The 18,878-nt window shown below is 70.7% G+C and carries 15 protein-coding genes and 1 pseudogene; 8 read left to right on the forward strand and 8 right to left on the reverse strand.

Translation table 11 applies throughout. The annotated features are described in order from the left end of the window. The first annotated feature begins 5 nt into the window (after window positions 1–5). The 3 genes from VZQ01_RS36340 to VZQ01_RS36350 all read left to right on the forward strand — a co-directional run bounded on the left by VZQ01_RS36340 (window position 6) and on the right by VZQ01_RS36350 (window position 3,853). Complete coding sequence (locus VZQ01_RS36340) at window positions 6–392, forward strand: VOC family protein (protein WP_141323825.1); 387 nt, start codon at window positions 6–8, stop codon at window positions 390–392. Between the two features lie 54 nt (window positions 393–446). Continuing rightward, window positions 447–1,847, forward strand: coding sequence for a GspE/PulE/PilB domain-containing protein (locus VZQ01_RS36345; protein ID WP_426745944.1), 1,401 nt, complete (start codon window positions 447–449; stop codon window positions 1,845–1,847). A gap of 113 nt (window positions 1,848–1,960) precedes the next feature. Further along, window positions 1,961–3,853, forward strand: coding sequence for an ATP-binding response regulator (locus VZQ01_RS36350; protein WP_426745945.1), 1,893 nt, complete (start codon window positions 1,961–1,963; stop codon window positions 3,851–3,853). 87 nt (window positions 3,854–3,940) lie between these two features. Here the strand turns inward: VZQ01_RS36350 and VZQ01_RS36355 are convergent, their stop codons facing one another. Continuing rightward, a complete protein-coding gene (locus tag VZQ01_RS36355) occupies window positions 3,941–6,043 on the reverse strand; it encodes a protein kinase domain-containing protein (RefSeq protein ID WP_426745946.1) in 2,103 nt (700 codons plus the stop codon). 78 nt (window positions 6,044–6,121) lie between these two features. Beyond that, window positions 6,122–7,474, reverse strand: a complete 1,353-nt coding sequence (locus tag VZQ01_RS36360; protein ID WP_223752002.1) for a trypsin-like peptidase domain-containing protein — start codon at window positions 7,472–7,474, stop codon at window positions 6,122–6,124. A 243-nt stretch (window positions 7,475–7,717) separates the two neighbouring features. Between VZQ01_RS36360 and VZQ01_RS36365 the strand changes: the two genes are divergently transcribed. Next, window positions 7,718–8,332, forward strand: coding sequence for a response regulator (locus VZQ01_RS36365; RefSeq protein ID WP_223752001.1), 615 nt, complete (start codon window positions 7,718–7,720; stop codon window positions 8,330–8,332). Between the two features lie 3 nt (window positions 8,333–8,335). Here the strand turns inward: VZQ01_RS36365 and VZQ01_RS36370 are convergent, their stop codons facing one another. The 5 genes and pseudogenes from VZQ01_RS36370 to VZQ01_RS36390 all read right to left on the reverse strand — a co-directional run bounded on the left by VZQ01_RS36370 (window position 8,336) and on the right by VZQ01_RS36390 (window position 14,796). Next, complete coding sequence (locus VZQ01_RS36370) at window positions 8,336–9,373, reverse strand: agmatinase family protein (protein ID WP_426745947.1); 1,038 nt, start codon at window positions 9,371–9,373, stop codon at window positions 8,336–8,338. A 43-nt stretch (window positions 9,374–9,416) separates the two neighbouring features. After that, entirely contained in the window at window positions 9,417–9,941 is a 525-nt protein-coding gene (locus VZQ01_RS36375) for a hypothetical protein (protein WP_426749047.1), read from the reverse strand. A gap of 75 nt (window positions 9,942–10,016) precedes the next feature. After that, window positions 10,017–10,787 (reverse strand): annotated as a pseudogene (locus VZQ01_RS36380) (DUF4215 domain-containing protein); the annotation flags it as partial. Between the two features lie 141 nt (window positions 10,788–10,928). After that, entirely contained in the window at window positions 10,929–11,951 is a 1,023-nt protein-coding gene (locus tag VZQ01_RS36385) for a tetratricopeptide repeat protein (protein ID WP_223785635.1), read from the reverse strand. 13 nt (window positions 11,952–11,964) lie between these two features. Then, on the reverse strand, window positions 11,965–14,796 hold the full coding sequence (locus tag VZQ01_RS36390) for a serine/threonine-protein kinase (RefSeq protein ID WP_426745948.1): 2,832 nt from the start codon (window positions 14,794–14,796) through the stop codon (window positions 11,965–11,967). Window positions 14,797–15,248: 452 nt separating this feature from the next. On the opposite strand from VZQ01_RS36390, the gene VZQ01_RS36395 reads away from it, so the two are divergent. Then, window positions 15,249–15,782, forward strand: coding sequence for a hypothetical protein (locus tag VZQ01_RS36395; protein ID WP_426745949.1), 534 nt, complete (start codon window positions 15,249–15,251; stop codon window positions 15,780–15,782). Here VZQ01_RS36395 and VZQ01_RS36400 read toward each other — a convergent pair. Further along, window positions 15,779–16,768, reverse strand: a complete 990-nt coding sequence (locus VZQ01_RS36400) for an NAD(P)H-quinone oxidoreductase (protein WP_426745950.1) — start codon at window positions 16,766–16,768, stop codon at window positions 15,779–15,781. The genes VZQ01_RS36395 and VZQ01_RS36400 overlap by 4 nt on opposite strands. 85 nt (window positions 16,769–16,853) lie before the next feature. On the opposite strand from VZQ01_RS36400, the gene VZQ01_RS36405 reads away from it, so the two are divergent. From VZQ01_RS36405 to VZQ01_RS36415, 3 genes are read left to right on the forward strand one after another with little or no spacing between them, the layout of a single operon-like run. Then, window positions 16,854–17,063: a DNA gyrase inhibitor YacG gene (locus VZQ01_RS36405; protein WP_141333120.1), complete on the forward strand. Its 210-nt coding sequence runs from the start codon at window positions 16,854–16,856 to the stop codon at window positions 17,061–17,063. Then, complete coding sequence (locus tag VZQ01_RS36410; protein WP_223785638.1) at window positions 17,060–17,791, forward strand: tyrosine-protein phosphatase; 732 nt, start codon at window positions 17,060–17,062, stop codon at window positions 17,789–17,791. The genes VZQ01_RS36405 and VZQ01_RS36410 overlap by 4 nt, the downstream gene beginning before the upstream one ends. A gap of 17 nt (window positions 17,792–17,808) precedes the next feature. Continuing rightward, window positions 17,809–18,873 carry a lysylphosphatidylglycerol synthase transmembrane domain-containing protein gene (locus VZQ01_RS36415; RefSeq protein ID WP_223751995.1) on the forward strand — a complete coding sequence of 355 codons (1,065 nt, stop codon included), beginning with the start codon at window positions 17,809–17,811 and terminating at the stop codon, window positions 18,871–18,873. Window positions 18,874–18,878: the final 5 nt, after the last annotated feature.

Consider the following 18,878-nt stretch of genomic DNA (forward strand, 5'->3'; position numbering starts at 1 on the left):
GCCCCATGAACGTTCAGGGCTTCCACCACGTGGCAATCCAGGCGAGGGACGTCGAGCGGGTGACGGCGTTCTACAGGGACTTGCTGGGCTTTCCCGAGCTCGCCCGGCATCCGAGGCCGGACGGCACCTTGAGGAGCATCTGGGTGGGCGTGCCCGGGGGCGGCTTCCTGGCCATCGAGGCGTCGAGCGGCGAGCCCGAGGGTCGCCCCTTCCGCCACGAGCACCCGGGCCTGCTCCTGCTGGCGTTCCGCATCGCCCGCTCGGAGCGGGAGGGTGTGGTGTCCGAGCTTACTCAGGCGGGCGTGACGCTGGAGCACCAGACGAAGTGGACGGTGTACGTGCGAGACCCGGAGGGCAATCGCGTCGCGCTCAGTCATCATCCAGAGGACTAGGCGAGGGCGGCGGCGTGCTTGCGGAGGGGGATGGGGCACGGCTACAAGCCCGGCATGCGCCTGGGTGAACAGCTCCTGAAGGAAGGCCTCGTCACCGCCGAGGGACTGGAGGAGGCGCTCGAGGCCCAGGTGGTGCACGGCGGCCGGCTCGGGACGAACCTGGTGGAGCTGGGCTTGTTGTCCGAGCAGGACCTGGCGAAGACGCTGGGCGCGCTGCACAACGCCGCGTTCGCCTCCGGGGAGATGGTGCCGGACCCGAAGGCGCTGGAGCTGGTGCCGCCCAACCAGGCGGACGACAAGGAGCTGCTGCCCATGCGGGTGGACGCGACGCGGCTGAGCGTCGCGGTCGTCAACCCGCACGACTTCACGACGCTGGACGCGATTGCGTTCAAGACGGGCAAGCGCGTGGTGCCGGTGGTCATCCCCGAGTTCCGGATGAACCAGCTGCTGCGCCGCTACAGCAAGGCGTTCCGGCCCCTCCGGGCCATCGACATGAACGCGGTGCGGCCGCGCCCCAAGCCCGGCTCGCGGGAGGAGGTCGAGCTCGCGAAGTCGCGTGAGAAGCCGCCCGACCTGATGAGCGAGGAGGAGTTCCAGTCCCTCTACGCCCAGGCCCTGCGCGGCGGCGCGGACGGCGACGTCGACATCGAGGTGGGCGAGGAGGAGGTCATCACCGGCGTCGAGGTGCTCGAGGCGCCGCCGATGCCCGTGGCGCCGCCTCAGCCGCAGCGCCCCGTGGCGCCGCCTCCCGTGCAGATGGTGCAGCCTCCCGTGGCGCGGCCCCCGATGCAGGTGGCGCAGCCTCCGGCGCAGGTGGGCGTGCCGGTAGCGCAGCCTCCGATTCAGGTGGGCGTGCCGGTGGCGCAGCCTCCGATGCAGGTGGCGCAGATGTCTCCCAGGCCGCCGGTGGCGCAGCCGCCCGTGGCCGCGGCGCCGCCGACGCCGCCCCCTCCCGCGCCGCCGCCGACGCCGCTGTCCTTCGCGGAGGCGCAGGCGGAGCTGTCGCGCAGCCTGGACCGCGAGGACGTGGCGCGCACGGTGCTGCGCTTCGCGATGGGCAAGTGGCGGCGCAACCTGCTGCTGTCGGTGCAGGGCAGCCTGGTGACGGGCTGGCACGGGATGGGCTCCGGCGTGCGCGAGTCGGCGGTGCGGCGCATCGGCGTGGCGCTGCGGGAGCAGAGCACGTTCCGGCTGGTGCGCGACACGCGCTCGCACTACGTGGGCCCGGTGCGCCGGGACGCGGCGATGGCCGTGTTCTACAAGCTGCTGGGCGGGGGCTTCCCGACGACGGCGGTCATCCTCCCGCTGCTGGTGCGGGGCAAGGTCGTGCACCTGCTCTACGTGGACAACGGCCCGGACCAGCTCACGCCGCCGGACGTGGGCGAGTTGATGATCCTCTCGCAGAGCGTGGGCCGCTCGTACGAGGCGATGATGCGTCGTCGCAAGAGCGCGTAGCGTCGCTCGGGATGAGCGAGACCGCGACGCGTGTTCGTGGTGGCCGCGAGATGGCGTCGTGAGAGGGCGCGCGCCGTGTCGGCATGACGGGTGCGGCGTCTCGGGAGCAAGGCTTGGAAGACGATGGCAACCACAAGACGGGGAGCGACCAGGCGCAGCTGCGCGCGCTCCTGGCCGCGATGGAGGCCGCCCACCAGGGTGACTTCTCGCGGCGCGTGCCCGTGTCGGGGACGCATCCGTTGCTGGACCGCATCGCGGAGACGTTCAACGCCGGGGCCGAGCGCTTCGTCCTGCTCACGCGCGAGGTGACCCGCGTCTCCCGAGAGGTGGGCGTGGAGGGTCGGCTGGGGAGCCTGGTCGACGTGCCGGATGCGTCGGGGGCGTGGCGGCAGCTGGTGGACGGCGTGAATGTGCTCGCCAGCAGCTTCACCGTGCAGGTGCGCGACCTCATCCGCGTCAGCGGCGCCGTGGCGCGGGGCGATTTGACGCAGACGCTGGAGGTGGATGTCCGGGGCGAGTCGCTGGAGCTGAAGACCCTCGTCAACACGATGGTGGAGCGGCTCACGGACTTCGCGCGAGAGGTGAACCGGGTGGCCCGGCAGGTGGGCGTGGAGGGGGCGAGCACGGACACGGGCGTCTCCGGCGTGTGGAAGGACCTGACGGACAACATGAGCTTCACGGAGAAGCTCGCGGTGGCGTCACGGCACAAGAGCGAGTTCCTGGCGAACATCAGCCACGAGCTGCGCACGCCGCTCAACAGCCTGCTCATCCTGGCGAAGGTCCTCTCGGAGGACTCGGACCATCGGCTGGGGCCTCGCGAGGCGGAGTACGCCCGGACCATTCACGCCTCGGGCGTGGACCTGCTGGACCTCATCAACGACCTGCTGGACCTGTCGAAGGTGGAGGCGGGGAAGCTGGAGGTCGTCGCGGAGGAGGTCGCGCTGGCGGAGGTGAAGTCGCTCGTCGAGCGGGACTTCGAGCACGTCGCGGACCAGAAGCGGTTGGGGTTCGGCGTGGTGTTGTCGGGTGGGCTGCCGCGCTCCCTGCGGACCGACTCGATGCGGCTGCGGCAGGTGCTGAGGAACCTGCTGTCGAACGCGTTCAAGTTCACGGACGTGGGGCGGGTGGAGCTTCGCGTCGCGCCCGTGGCGAAGGGGCTGTTCCACTTCGAGAGCGATGTGCTCAACCGCGCCGAGGCGGTGCTGGCGTTCAGCGTGGCGGACACGGGAATCGGCATCCCGCAGGACAAGCTGCAGCGCATCTTCGAGGCCTTCCAGCAGGCGGAGGCGGACACGAGCCGCAAGTACGGCGGCACGGGGCTGGGCCTGTCCATCAGCCGGGAGCTGGCGCGCCTGTTGGGCGGAGAGCTGCAGGTCGCGAGTGAGTTGGGGCGCGGCAGCACGTTCACGCTCTATCTGCCGGACGTCTACGTGGGCGCGGAGGTCGGGGGGCGCGACGCGGTGGTCGAGGCGGGCGTCGGCTCGCCGCTTCATCTGGAGGCGATGGAGTTGTCGGCGACCGACTTCGCCGGGGGCTCCCGGGAGGATGCGGAGTCGGAGGTGGCTGGGTGGGCGCCCGTGGACTCGCGTGAGGCGCTGATGCGTCAGGAGGCCTTGCTCGAGCGGCCCACGCGGCACCGGGTCCTCGTCGTGGACGACAACATCCGGGAGGTGTTCTCGCTCATCAGCGTCCTCGAGTCGCGAGGGCTGGAGAGCTTCCACGCCGAGAGCATGGGGGAGGCCCTGCGCGTCCTGTGGGACTCGCCCGAGGTGGATGGGGTGGTGCTGCTCGTGCCCATGACGGACGCGGGCTACGACGTCCTGCGGACGATGCGGAAGGACGCGCGCTTCGGAGCGCTGCCCATCGTCGTCGTCGCGTCGCAGCTGACCGACGAGGAGCGGGGACGGTGCCTCGCCGCCGGCGCGAGCGACTACGTGGCCCGCCCCGTGGATGCCCACCGCATCATGGAGTTGCTGAGGCTGGAGCCGCGTCTCGGCAGGTCGTGAGCGGCGTGGCCTGCGTCGCGATGCCCCCACCGGTTCGCCGCGCGCCCGCGCTGTCGGCGCGCGGCTTCGGTGGGGACCTCGGGTGAATCACTCCTCGGGCGGCGCCTCGAAGTCGACGTCGAACGAGATGCGCTGGCCGGGCTCGACCTTGAAGGTCTTCTGCCAGCGCGCGCCGTTCGCGATGACGAGGAGCTGGTGGGTGCCCTCGTAGACGTCCTGCTCCTCGACCGGCGCGGCGCCGATGAGCCGTCCATCCAGGGTGACGATGGCGTCCTTCGGCGCGCGCACGTTGAGGAAGGCCTTGTTCAGGTAGAGCTGCTGCGCGTTGCGCCCGTTCGCGGGGATGGTGAACGTGCGAGACAGCTGGATGCCGAGCACCGCGTTGGTCAGCGTGAACACGTGCCGTCCCGCCGGAAGCGACACGCTCAGCGGCGTGCGCCCGAGGAAGCCGCCCGGATAGGACACGTCCACGCGCGGGTCGACGGTGAGGTCCAGGTAGCCCATCGCGATGGCCTGGGCGCCCGCGTCCGTTCCCGCATCCGTCCCCGCGTCGCCGTCCACTGCCGCCTGCGCCACGGTGGCGGGGCCGGCGTCCTCCAGCGAGGCCTCCACCTGCGTGGGCAGCCGCTGGACGATGACCGCCGCGCCCGCGAGCGCCAGCGCGGAGCCGACACCCACGATGGCGAGCCAGCCGCGCGAGGACTTCCTCGGCGCCGCCGCGCCCGGAGGCACGGGGCCCGCCGCGGTGGCGGTCGCGGGCTGGGTCGACGAACCCTGCGCGCTCGTCGCCACCGGCTGCGGCGAAGGTGCGCCGACGACGGGAGCGCTGCCCGTGCTCTCGGAGGACTTCGTCACCACGGCCGTGGGATCGGGGGACTTCGCGGCCACGGCCGTGCTGCCCGTGGGCTCGCCCGCCTTCGCGGCCACGGCCGTGCTGCCCGTGGCTTCGGCGGCCGTGCCGACCGTGGGCGCGCTTCCCGTGGCCTCGGCGGCGGCGGGGGACGCGCTGCTCGCGGGAGCCGAGGCCGGGCCCTCCGTGCTCACGGCCTGGGCCGCGCTCGTCGCAGCCGTGCTCGCGGGCTCCTTCGCCCCCTGCGCGGAGGAGGGCTCGGCGATCTGCACCTCGCTGCTTCCCCCTGACACGGCGGCCAGGATGGACAGCTGGCCCTGCATCGCCGGCCAGACCTTCGGGATGATGGAGGCGGGCAGGGCGCCGGTGGCGAGGAACTCCGCCACGGCCGGGGGCGGTACGCCCGTCTTCTGCAGCACGTCCGCGATGCCCGCGTCGATGACCCGGCGCCGCGCCGCGCGGGCCTCGTTCTCCGGCGGGAAGAGCTTGGCCAGGTAGTCGGCGAGCAGCGTATGCGCGGGCAGCGTGCCCACGGCCTCGACGATGGCCTCGCGGAAGGCGTGCGCGGAGGCGTACCGGTCATACGCGCGCTTCGCCGTCGCCTTGCGCACCACCGCGTCCAGCTTCAGCGGCACGTCCTGCGACATCGTCGGCAGCGTGCGCGTGAGCGTGGCCTTGTCCGGGTCCGCGTTGTCCTTGAAGGGCATCTTCCCGGAGAGGCACTCGTGCAGCACGAGCCCCAACAGGAACACGTCCGACTGGACGTTCACCGCCTCGCGTCCGCCGAGCAGCTGCTCGGGAGCGCTGTACGCGCGGCGGTTCTTCACGCGCTTTCCGTCGCGCTCGCGCGGGGCCACGCTCAGCGCGCCGTAGCCCGTCACCTTCGTCAGGCCGCTGAAGGAGACCATCAGCGTCTCCGGCCGCACGTCGCCGTGCACCAGCGGCGTGCCGTCGTCGTTGCCGGCCATGTGCGCGTAGTGCAGGCCCGTGGCCGCGTCGGCCGCCACCAGCGCGGCCAGGGGCGGAGGCAGGCGCGGGCTCGCCTCCAGCACGCGACGCAGGGGCTCGCCGTCGGCGAACTCGGTGACGCGGGCCAGTCCCCCGTCCTGGGCCGCGAGGCTGTGGACGCGGAGGATGTTCGGGTGCTCGAAGACGAGCGCGCGGCTCGTCTCTCGCGTCAGCTTCGCCGTCAGCTCGGGGCTCTGGACCACCTCCTGGGGCGCCCAGATGAGGACGACAGGACGAGGAGGCAATCCATCTTCCAGGGCGAGCCCCAGGAAGGCTCGGGAGCCCGCCCCGGCGAGCAAGGGTCCAAGGGACAGGTAGCGCACGGTGCTCATGGGGCACGCATGCTAGTGCGAGATGCGCGCCCTTCGAAATCCGAGGAACCCGAACCCCAGCTCGGTCGGAGGGCAGCCCTACAGGCTCTGCCCCGTGTCCTGCTCGAAGGGCAGGGTGATGTGATAGCCGTAGCGGCCCCGTCTCACGAGCAACAGGACGCTACGTCCGCGACGCGCGGTGAGCAGGGCCTCCTTGAAGGCGTCCGCCGTCGTCACCGGCTGGTTGTTCACCCGGAGGATGGTGTCCCCGGGCTCCAGCCCCACCTCCGCGGCCGCCGAACCCCCTCTCACGCCCGACAACGTCAGCACGCCCCGGTTCTCCTTCACCCGCAGTCCCAGCCTGTCCCAGGCGAGCGCCTCCACCATGCGCGCGGGGAACTCGGAGGGGGTGACCTGGACGGTGCGCGAGGCGCCTTCACGGAACAGCACCAGCGCGAAGGCGGAGCGGGCGGGGTAGCCGCGCACGCGGGTGTCGAAGTCCTCGGCGTCCTGGATGCGCGAGCCGCCCAGCTCCGCGACGATGTCCCCGCGCCGCACGCCGGCCTGGGCCGCGGGGCTGCCGTCCTCCACGGCCGTCACCAGCGCGCCGTAGGAGCGGTCCCACCCGAGCTGTCGGGCCGCGCGCGGCGTCAGGTCCACGGCATCCATTCCCACCCACGCCGGGCGCAGCTTCCCGAAGCGGGTGAGCTCATCGACGATGCGGCGGACCTTGTCGGCGGGGATGGCGAAGCCGATGCCCTGCGCTCCGCCGCCGAAGATGGCGGTGTTGATGCCGATGATTTCGCCGTCCACGTTGAGCAGCGGTCCGCCCGAGTTGCCGGGGTTGATGGCCGCGTCCGTCTGGACGAAGTCGTTGTACACGCGGTTGTCGGCGCGGAAGGTGCGCCCCGTCGCGGACACCACGCCCGCCGTCACCGTCTTGCTCAGGCCGAACGGGCTGCCGATGGCGACCACCGTCTCGCCAATCATGAGGTCGGAGCTGATGCCCAGCTTCGCGATGGGCAGCGGCTCCTTCGTCGTCACCTTGAGCACGGCCAGGTCGTTGTTGGCGTCGCTGCCGATGACCTCCGCGTCGAGCGAGCGCCCATCCGCGAGCACCACGTGGATGGTGGACGCGCCCCGGATGACGTGGTCGTTGGTGACGATGATGCCCGTCGGGTCGATGATGACGCCGCTGCCCAGGCCCTGGATCTTCTGTCGCCCGCGCTCGCCGCGCTCACCCCCGAAGCCGCCGAAGAACTCCTCCAGCGGGGAGCGGCGGCGGAAGCGCGCCTCCACCTCCTGCTCGGTGCCGATGTAGACGACGGCCGGCGAGACCTTCTGGACGACCTCCACGACGGCGTCACGCCGCCGGGCCAGGTCCGCGCTCGCGCTCCCCGTGGCGATGAGCGCCGCCAGCAGGGTTGCCCACCTCATGACTCCACCCTTCATGTCACCCTCCGTGGGCCTCCAGCGGATTGTCCGGCGAAGGACAGGTGGACTGTCGGGAAGCCGGCGTCATTCCCACGATTCGCTGGAGGCGGTGCTGCGCCTTTCATAAACCACTCCGCACGTCCGTGAACGATTGCATCTCCGGGTGGTGGTCGTTCCCCGAGGATTCTCGCTTCATCCAAGGGGCAGGCCGAGTCCTGGCGGCGTGGCTTGGGGGCCACGCTGGTGCGGAGGAGCGGAAGCATGAGTCTGGTCCTGGTCGCGGATGATGAGCCCGCGGTGCTGGAGGTCCTCAGTCAGGTGGTCGAGGACCTGGGTCATGATGTGGTGAAGGCTCGCGATGGCGAGGAGGCCCTGGCCCTGGCCCGGACGCGTCGCCCACATCTGGTGGTGACGGACCACATGATGCCGCGCCTGAGCGGGGTGGAGCTCTGCCGCCGGCTCAAGCGCGACCCGGACCTGCACGGTGTGCCCGTCATCCTGCTGAGCGCGGTGTTGCCGCAGGGGGCGCCGGAGGCGGACGCGTTCCTCCACAAGCCGTTCGAAATCACCGACTTCGAGGCGCTCATCCACAAGTCGCTGGTGGACGCGCCGAAGGGGGCGGCGGTGGGCGGGGGGCTGCCGTTGGGGGCGTGGGCGGCCCGGGCGCTGCAGGGGCCGCTGGACGAGGCGCGGCGGCAGCTGCGGCGGCTGGAGGCGGGGGCGTCGGTGGACGCCGCGGCGCTGGAGGTGCTGCACGCGCAGCTCGAGTCGATGGCCTCGGTGGCGACGGAGCTGGCGCGCCAGCAGGGTGTGGAGCCCTCGGTGGTGCGGAGCGTGCCCTTCGGCGTGCGATTGCCGAAGGGCGGGGTGAGCTGACGCTCAGGCCTTCTGGGACTTCAGCATCCAGCCAATCATCTTGTAGAGCAGGCGGGCGCCGACGTTGCCGTCCCACTCGCTGCCCTCGGGGTCGGGGGCCACCTCGGTCAGGTCGAAGCCGACGATGGTGCGTCCGGAGCGGACGACGCCGGCGATGAGGGCCACGGCCTCCGGGAAGGACAGGCCGCCGGGGACGGGGGTGCCGGTGTGGGGGCAGAGGACGGGGTCCAGGCCGTCGATGTCGAAGGACAGGTAGACCTGCTGGGGGAGCAGGGCGACCATCTCATCGACCTGGCGGTTCCAGGGCACGCCGTCGAAGCGCTTGTTCTGGAGGGCGGCGTCGAAGAAGCCGTGGACGCGGCCGTTGGAGTCCTCGATGTAGCGGTGCTCCTCCTGGCTCATGTCGCGCAGGCCGACCTGGACGAGCGTCTTCACGCCGGGGATGCGCTCGGCGACGTTGTACATGATGGAGGCGTGGGACCAGGTGAAGCCCTCGTAGGCGACGCGCAGGTCGGCGTGGGCGTCCAGGTGGAGCACCCCGAGGCCGGGGTACTTCTCGGCGTGGGCGCGGATGATGCCGTAGGAGATGGAGTGGTCTCCGCCGACGGCGGCGACGCGCTTGCCCTGGTCGAGCCAGTGCTGGGTGGTGCGGTAGACCCACTCGTTCATCTGGTCGCAGAGGGCGTTGACGTCCTTGGCGGCGGCGAGGAGCTCGGCTTCACCGGAGTGGATGCCGCCGGCCTCGATGACGACCTGGGCGCGCTCCTTGGCGCGGGTGTTCCAGTCGCGCAGCTGCTGGGGATCGGGGAGCATGGCGATGCCGCGCTCGTAGGGGCGGCCGGTCTCCACGTCGAAGAGGTCCACCTGGCGGCTGGCGTCGAGGACGGCGGCGGGGCCCTCGGAGGTGCCGCCGCCGTAGCTGGTGGTGGCCTCGAAGGGCACGGGGATGAGGACGACGTGCGCCTCGTCGGGAGAGTGGGGGAGTCCGAAGACGCCGGAGCCCGGCTGCGCCGCGGCGCTGGGGTCGAAGTGGGTGGCCATGGCGGCGGAGGATACGGACCCCGGGACGGGGCGCAACTGTCCGTTACGGACTGCGTCGGACGCAACACCGGCCGACGGGTTGGTCGTCGTCCTTCAGGCACTCATGGCGGCCATCGACCGGGTCACAGTCGCGGTCATCGGTGCACCCCGTGCCGGCCGGGCAGTCCATGCCAGTTCCTCCGCCCAGGGACGTCACGGTGAAGCCGGGGTTCACCACCGACTCGATGATGGGCTGATTGCCCTGGGGCCCTGGATGACGATGCTCCAACTCCAGACGTGTCCCTCCATCGGGTCGGCGGACGTTCAGTCGGAGGGCAGGAGGAGGCGCGAAGCTGCCTGCGTCCGGAGTGTCGCAGCCCTGCTTGGTCTCGTGGGTCGTAGCGTCACCGAGCGCGGAGAAGAGGTGGTCGGCCACGTCCATCCCGCTGCCCGGGGCAGAGGGTCTCACCTGGGCATGCGTGTCGAGGACCTCGCCATCGGTGTCGAACTCGAAGATGCAGCGGCCGACACCGTCGCTGACGATGAGGATTTCGCCATCCCGGACTCCCCCGTCCACCAGGTCGAGCATGATGACGCCTCGGGCGTGGGCAGGCTCCTGCTGATGGGTACAGGTCGCACTGCATGAGCCACATGCGCTTGTATTGCCGTCATCGCATTCCTCGCGAAGTTCATTCGTGTCGAGGACGAAGCCGTCTCCGCACGTTGCGTTCTTGCAGGTGCGAGGGCACGCATCGGTGTCGATGTCATTGCCGTCGTCGCATTCCTCGCCTGGGTCCACCAGGGCATTTCCACACTTCTTGAGCGAGCGGCAATCGGAGCGACAGGGACCGTCGAGAAGGGGACCGTCATCACAGGCTTCGTGGTCAGTTCCCAGGACGTTGGTGAACCCGTCACCGCAGCGGGCGCTCACGCACGTGGTGAGGCAGTCATCGCTGTTGGACTCGTTTCCGTCGTCACATTCCTCGTCGATGTCTCGAATCCCGTTCCCGCACGCCTCCATGGACCTGCAGTCACTGCTGCACTTGTCTCCGTTCGCCCTGTTCCCGTCATCACAGAGTTCGCCAGGGTCGAGGAATCCGTTCCCGCAGCTCTCGGTGGAGGTGCAGGTCGCATTGCATCCATCACTCGAGGCTTCGTTGCCATCGTCGCAAGCCTCTCCGGGGTCGAGGAGTCCATCGCCGCAGCGCCTCTGCGCGCAGTATTGATTGCATCCGACGCCGCCGTCGGCGTTGTAATCACATTCTTCATGCAGGTCCACCAGCCCGTTTCCACAGCGTTCGAACATGCAGTCGGGGCTGCATCCATCTCCAGCCACGGAGTTGCCGTCGTCGCATTGTTCTCCTTCGTCTTTCTGGGTGGTCGCATCGCCACAGAGACCCTGGATGCAGCGGTCTTCCTCGGCGGCGCAGACCATCCCAGCAGGACATACGAGCCCGTTCTTGCAGGTCACGCTCTTGGACTCGATGCATGCGGCGGTCGTGAGGACTGCGAGGCATGTCACGACGATGCTTGGGATTGAGCTCGGGGAAGCATTGGGGAACACGAAGCGCCTCCTTCAGAAGCGAATGGTTGCCACGACGCTCTGTGATTCGGATTCGACGACGGGGACGATGACCACGGGGGGCGCGAGGTCCTCCGCCGTCAGCCGATAGGACCGCTGCCGGTTCAGGTAGAGCAGCACGGTTCCCGTGATGGCGGTGGCTCCTCCCAGTGCATAGCCGCTGTAGGCAGCCGCCCTGAAGCTCGCGCCCTTCTTGTGAAGGCTCTTCAACTCGGGCGTGAGCGTGCTTCCCTGGGGACGCTCGATGCGTGCATCGAACTTCCCGAAGGACTCATTCGCCTTCCAGTGCATCCAGCCACCTCCGCCCGCCGCCGCCAGTCCCGCGCCCAGCACGGTCCACGGCACCCACGCGGACCACCGTCGTCGGTACCGGATGACCTCCTCCTCCGTATACAAATCCAGCGCGAGCTTCGTCCGCTCCCCGGGCATCAAGGCCTGACGCTTCTCCGTCGGCAGATACCCGTCCTTGAAGGCAATCACGCTGTGCATCCCGGGCCGGATGAGCCCCTGGTATCTCCCCGGCCCCGTGAACAGCGGCTGTCCATTCAGCGTGACGATGGCCCCCCGCTCGTCACACCGGACGTCCACCCACGCCAACTGCTTCTCGAGCAACGCCTTGTACGAGCGCGCATGCTCGTACCGGTTCGAATCCAGCGGGTCCGCCCCATGACTCAGCGCCGATTCCAGGTGCTTGTGCACCTCGATGGGCTGGTCCAGGTTCATCAACGCCAGCGCCAGGTTGTAATGAATCGCCGGATGGTTCCAGTGCCGCAGCGCCCGCCGATAGCTCCGGCTGGCCTCCACGAAGACCGACTCCCGCAGCCGCTCGTTCCCCTCCAGGAAGAGCGCCTGTGCCGCCTGCTGCTCGTCCCGAGGCACCCCCTGCGCCCACGGGCGATTCCCGCCGACCTCCAGCGGCGAATCCAGCCGCTGCGCCTGCGCCAGCATCCCCCACAACGACACCACCACCACGGCCAGCCCGCGCCCACGCGAGCCCCAGCTTCGCATCACCGACATGGCGTGCCTCACGTCACTTCAACGTTTCGATGAAAGGACTTCCGAGCGTCGACTGGATCCGCAGCGTCCGCTCCTGCTCGCGCTGCAACAGCCGCTCCGCCTCGGCGCGCGCCTGCCGCGCATTCAACGCGCTCTGCTCGGCCCGCCGCATCGCCACGTTCGCATGGAAGCGCGCCCACTTCGCCCGCCTCAGCGCCGTGACGAGCTCGGCGTTGCGCAGCACCAGCGTCTCGTTGGTCGCCTCGACCCGCTCATTGGCCTCCTCCGCGCGAGACTGCGCCGCCCGTCGGTCCTCCTCCTTGGCGCGCACCTCCGCGAGCCGCTCCTGCGCCTCCGCCTCCGAGCGCTTCGCCAGGAACTCCGCGTTGCGCGCCGTCGCCTCCGCGCGCAGCGCGATGATGGCCTGGTGCTCGGCCTCCTGCTGCGCCTCCCGGATGAACACCAGCGCCACCGCCGCCGCCGCGAACAGCATCGACACCAGCGCCACCGCCCCCACGATGAACGCCCGCTTCACCCGCGCCAGCCGCTTCGCCTGCGCCCCCACCGCGTCCAGGAACGCCCGCTGCGACTGCGGCAGCTCCCCCCGGTAACGACGCTGGAAGCGCCGCGCCTCGTCCGCCATCTCCCCCCGCCACAACAACCCGCCGTCCCGCCCCTTCGCCTGCCACTGCCGCGCCGCCGCGCGCAACTGCTCCAGGAACGCCGCATCCTCCTGCCCCTCGTCCAACCACCGCTTCAGCGTGGGCCAGCTCCCGATGAGCGACTCGTGCACCAGCTCCACCGACGAGCCCGAGCTCCCGCCCGTCTGGATGACCAGCAGCCGCGCCTGCACCCACCCATCGATGAGCCGCTGGAGCGCGTCGGTGTCCCGCGTCAGCTCCCGCAGCTCCTCCATCGACACGAGCGCCCGCGTGCGCTCCGCGGTGACCAGCCTCAGGCACACCGCGCGCGCCAGCGCCCGCTCCTGGGACGACAACCCCGCCAGCACGCTGTCCGCATGCGTCGCCAGCGCACCCGAGATTCCCCCCATCCGCTGGTACGCGCCCTCCGTCAGCAGCCGCCGGCCCGGGTCTCTCGCCTCCCACAGCCGCGTGGCCGCGAACTGGAGCAACGGCAGCGCGCCCGGCGTCGTCTCCAGGTGCTGGAGCATCTGGTCCACCATCTCCGGGGACTCGAACCGATAGCCCGCCAGCTCCGCGGGCTGCACGAGCGCATCCCTCAGCCCGTCCTGCTGCGGCGCCGTGAGGAAGAACAGCCCCGGCGACAGCTCCGCCATGAACCGCTCGTCCTCCGACACCCGGTCCAGGAAGTCCGAGCGCAAGGAGAGCACCACCCGGATGGGCGACGTCGCGTCGTCCGCGATGCCCGACAGGCAGGCGGTGAAGGCGCGGCGCTCGGCCGCGTCCGGCACCAGCGTGTACAGCTCCTCGAACTGGTCGATGAAGAGCACGATGCGCCGGCGCTCCCGCCGCGCGCGGGCCCGCAGCACGGCGCCCACGTAGCCGGGCTCCCGGCGCAGATGGGCGGAGATCTGCTGCTGCTTGCGCAGGTCCTCCTCCAGCGTGGGGGACGACGTGACGAGCGGCGCCACCATGCTGGCCAGCGCGGCCAGCGGGTCCCTCCCCGGGCGGATGATGAGCGACTCCCAGGGGATGCCCGAGCGCTTGAGCACCGGCACCAGTCCGGCGCGCACGAAGGACGACTTGCCCGCGCCCGAGGGCCCGACGACGGCGAGCAGCGGCCGGTCCTGCAGCCGGTTGACCAGCGCCGCCGTCTCCCGCGCCCGCCCGAAGAACCGCGGCGAGTCCTCCTCCTGGAACGAGCCGAGCCCCGCATAGGGGCTCTCGTCCACGCCGACGTCGGGGATGAACCGGCCGGGCAGGAACGGCTCCAGCGCGCGCAGCACCGCGAGCGCATCCGGGAAGCGCTGCTCCTTGGGCTTGAGCAGGCAGCGGTCCACCACCGAGGCCAGCTCCCCCGGGATGTCCGGCAGCACCGCGCGCAGCTGCGGCATCGGCTCGTCCATCATCGCCGTCACCATCAACTGCGGACCCCGCAGCGGCTCCAGCGGATGTCTGCCCGAGAGCATCCGGAACAACATGATGCCCACCGCCCAGATGTCCGTGCGGTGGTCCACGCCCACGCCGTTGCCCCACTGCTCCGGGGACATGTACGCCAGCGTCCCCAAGAGCGCTCCCTGGCGCGTCAGGTGGACCGACTGGTCCATCCGGCCCGGCGGGGGGAGCAGCCGCAGGCCCTCCAGCAGGACGCGCGGGTCCGTCTCCGCGCCGTGCTCGTCCCCCTGCAGCACCTTCGCGATGCCGAAGTCGAGCACCTTGATGGTGCCCGCGTCCGTCACGATGATGTTCTCCGGCTTCAAGTCGCGGTGGACGATTTTGTGCGCGTGCGCGCACGACAGCGCCCGCAGCACCGGGGACATCAGCTCCACGGCGCGCGACGGCGGCAGGCGCGGACTGCTCTTGAGCAGCCGGTCCATCGGCTGCCCCTGCAGGTACTCCAGCACCATGTATGGGCTGCCATGGGCCTCGCCCACCTCGTAGATGATGACGATGTTCTCGTGGCTGCACCGCGCCGTGGTGCGGGCCTCCAGGATGAAGCGCTGGCTGAACTGCGCGTCCTTCGAGTGCAGCAGCTTGATGGCCACCCGGCGGCCCAGGCGCGTGTCCCGCGCCAGGAAGACGGTGCCCATGCCTCCGCTGCCGAGCTGCCGGATGAGCTCGTAATGCTGGATGCGGGCTCCGGGGCCGAAGGCTCCAAGACCCATCGGAAGCGGAGCGCTGGGGTGGGGCGCACTGCGGGCGGACAGCGAGGGTTCTGGCTTCATGGTCTGCACTCGACGAGGCGAGGGGACACCTCTGGAAAGCACGCGCGGCCCGCGCCACCGCGAAGGGTGCGGGCCGTTCATCGGGGACGCGGAAATGAGCGCTGGCGCGCCAGGGATGGGGCCTCGGGCCCGTCCCTGGTCGCGGGGGTGACTGACGCCAGCCTGGGCGAGAGCGTGGGGGGACTCGGGAGTCGGACTTTCCGGAGAAAGCTCTCGTTGCCAATCTTGAGCGGACGCGTCTGCTTGCCTATGTGAACGCGAGGGCAGGCGTCTGTCATTTGATGGGCGCCGGGCCGGAACCACGCAGACACTTGCGCGTGCGGTCCTGGACCACCCCGGCGCTGCTCAGCGCGTGCGAAGTCGGCAATCCGTCAGCGCGCCCCGCGTCAGGAGTCCAGGGGCTCTGTCGGTTCGAGGACGCTCGGGGGCCATCCGTCTGCTATCGTCACGACATGGCGAAATGGCTCGTGCCCCTGCTGACGCTGCTGGGAGCGGCGTTGATGACAGGATTGGGATATCTGTCGTTCACGGCGGCGCTGGCGGTGCCGCTCCTGATGCTGGCGGGGGCCGGGTTGGTGCTCGTCGCGCTGGTGCTGGCGGTGCTCCCGGTGCGCAGGAGGGTGAACTTCCTGTCCCTGGCCTGGATGCTCGCGGGCCTCGTGCTGTCCTACCTGGGGCTGACGCGCGGCACCTCCTGGCGCTTCGACCAGCTGGAGGTCCGCTTCGCTCCGCTCATCGCGGCGCTGGAGTCCTATCACGCGAGCAAGGGCGCCTATCCCGAGTCCGCGAAGGAGCTGGTGCCCGAGTGGATCGCCCAGGTGCCCACGTGTGATGGGGTCGAGCCCGAGGGCCCGGCCGCCACGCTCGCCATGGACATCGGCTATCAGCGTCGGGAGGACGGCTCGTTCGGCATCACCTGCTACACCATCGTCTTCTGGAAGTACTCGTACGACTCACGCCAGAAGCTCTGGTATGGCTGGGATTAGTCCCAGCGCACCACCAGCTTTCCCACCGAGTCGTTGCGCGCCATGCGCTCCAGGCCCTGGGCGAGCTCGGCCCGGGGCAGCACCGCGTCCACCACGGGGCGCAGCGCGCCCGAGCGGAACAGCGGCAGCAGGTGTCGCTCCGCGCTCTGGACCAGGGCCATCTTCTCCTCGAGCGGCCGGCTGCGCAGCACGGTGCCGGTGATGCTCAGGCGCCGGGTGAGCCACAGCCCCAGGTTGACCTCCGTGCTCGCGCCGGCCACCAGGCCCACGAGCAGGATCCGGCCCCTGGGCGCCAGGGCCTGCATGGACTCGGGCACGTAGTCCCCGCCCACCAGGTCCAGGCACAGGTCCGCGCCCCGACCTTGTGTGAGCTCACGGACCGGGTCCGCGAAGCGCGGCGGCGAGGACTCGCACACGAGCGTGTGCTTCACGCCCCACTCGGAGGCGCGGGACAGCTTCGCCGCGCTGCGCCCGGTGCCCACCACGCGCGCGCCCGTGGCCTGACACAAGAGCGCCGCCGCCGAGCCCACGCCGCTGGCCACCGCGTGCACGAGCACCGTCTCGCCCGGCTTCAGGCCTCCCTGGAGCACCAGCGCGTCGTACGCGGTGAGGTACGCCTCCGGCAGCGCCGCGGCGTCCGTGAAGTCCAGGCCCTCCGGCATCGGCAGCGTCTCCCGCTCGTGGGCCAGCAGCTGGTCGGACCACGCGCCGCCGCCCACCAGCCCCATCACGCGGTCTCCCACCTTGAAGCGGTGCGTGCGCGGGCCCACCGCCACCACCTCGCCCGCGTACTCCAGGCCGGGGACGTCCGGCGCCACGTCCGGCGGGGCGGGGTAGAGCCCGCGAATCTGGAGCAGGTCCGCGCGATTGAGGGCGGTGGCGCGCACGCGCACGCGCAGCTCTCCAGGGCCGGGGATGGGCTCGGGGCGCTCGTCCTCGGCGAGGACCTCGGGGCCTCCGGGCGTGGTGATGCGGATGACCTTCATGGCGGGCCTCCTCCTGCTGGCGGGCGGGCACGAAACGTCCTGGCCCACGAGAGCGTCAAGGCTTATCTAAGAAGGCAGGTCCCACATGAGCACGCCCTCCTGTCCCATCTGCAAGAAGCCGGTTCCTCCCCGTCCCGAGAACACCTCGTTCCCGTTCTGCTCGCGCCGCTGCCGCGCGGTGGACCTGGGCAAGTGGTTGGGGGAGGAGTACCGCATGCCCGACCGCCAGTCCGATGAGACGGAGGACGAGCTGCCGCCCGGAAGCCATCCCGACCGCCAGCGCGAGGATGCGTGAAGGGCTACGTCGACCTGCACTGCCACCTGCTGCCCGGAGTGGATGACGGCGCGCGCTCGCTGGAGGACGCGCTGGAGATGGCGCGGGCGCTGGTCGACCTGGGCTTCTCCACCGTCGCCCCCAGCCCCCACGCCCGGCCCGAGTACGCCCCCGTGGACGTGGTGGAGGCCCGCCTCGCCGAGCTGACGGCCGCCCTGGCGCGCGAGCGCATCCCGCTGACGCTCGGCCGCAACGCGGAGAATGTGCTGGACGACGCCTTCCTGCGCGCCCTGGGCACACCCGCCGCGCGCATGCTGGGGGCGGGGAAGGTGACGCTGGTGGAGCTGCCCTACACCGCGCCCGTGCCCGCGCTGCCGGACATCCTGTTCCGCATCCGCACCAAGGGCGTGGTGCCGCTCATCGCCCATCCGGAGCGCTGCGTGGAGTTCGAGCGCAAGGGGCGCGCCGCGGAGGCGGTGCGCACCGGCGCCCGGCTTCAGCTCGACGTGGGGGCGCTCATCGGCCGCTACGGCCCCACGCCGAAGAAGCTCGCGCGCGCCTTCCTGGAAGAGGGCCTCTACGCCGTCGCCGCCACGGACCTGCATGGGCCGGTGGGGGCGCGGGACTGGCTGGGGCGCTCCCTGGCGGAGCTCGTCGGCCGGGTGGGGGAACAGACGGCCGTCCGGCTCCTGCGGGACAACCCCTCCCGACTGCTGGCCGGAGAGTCGCTGGAGTCCGACCAGGACTGACGGTATACCCGGCCGCCGTGAAACGCGCCGTCAAGCTCGCAGCCAGCCTGCTCGTCACCCTCGTCTTCCTCTGGTGGGCCTTCCGGGACACGGACTGGGGGACGCAGCTCAACAGCCTCAAGTCGGCCAACTACATCTGGTTGCTGCCGTACTTCGGTTGCCTGCTGGGCATCCACGTCTTCCGCACGCTGCGCTGGGGCAGCCTGTTGTCGGGCCTGGAGCGGGTGCCCTTCCGCAAGCTCAACGAGGCCTCTGCCATCGGCTTCATGATGCTGCTGGTGCTGCCCTTCCGCCTGGGCGAGTTCGCCCGGCCCTTCCTCATCGCCCAGCGCAGCTCCATCCGCCGCAGCGCCGCCATGACGTCCGTGGTGCTCGAGCGCATCGTCGACGGCCTCTTCGTCGCCGCGTCCATGCGGGTGCTGCTCTTCTTCGTGCCCACCGAGACGCCCGAGGTGCGCTACGTCAAGCTGGGCTCGTGGCTGATGTTCGCGGTGTTCGGCGGCGGGCTGCTCTTCCTGCTCTTCGGCCTGTGGCAGCAGGAGCGCACCGTGCGCCTGGTGCGCGCGACGGTGGGCCGCTTCGCGCCGGGGCTCGCCGACAAGGTGGCCGACATCGTCGACACCTTCGTGGGCGCCATGCGGCAGCTGCCGGACGCCAGGCAGGTGGTGCTCTTCTTCCTCTTCACCGTGGGCTACTGGGGCCTCAACGGCTTCGGGATGATGCTGCTCGCCAACGCCTTCGACTGCTCGGGCGTGGCGGCCGGCGCCGCGTGCCAGCCCATGGAGCTGTCGCTCTTCCAGGCGTACGTGGTGCTGTGCGTGCTCGTGGTGGGCGTGATGATTCCGGCGGCGCCGGGCATGGTCGGCACCTTCCAGGCGGCGTGCAAGGTGGGCCTGAGCCTCTTCCTGCCGGCCACCGTGGTGAACGCCGGCGGGCTCGCGTACGCCAACGTGCTGTGGATGGCGCAGACGGCGCAGACGGTGGGCCTGGGCCTCATCCTCATGTCGCTGGGCCACATGTCCTTCAAGGACATCGCGGGCAAGCTGGAGAAGGAGGGCGAGGCTACGGCCCCCAGCGCGTGACGCGG

Origin of the sequence: Myxococcus faecalis (assembly GCF_050039385.1) — a bacterium.
GTDB classification, from domain to species: domain Bacteria; phylum Myxococcota; class Myxococcia; order Myxococcales; family Myxococcaceae; genus Myxococcus; species Myxococcus fulvus.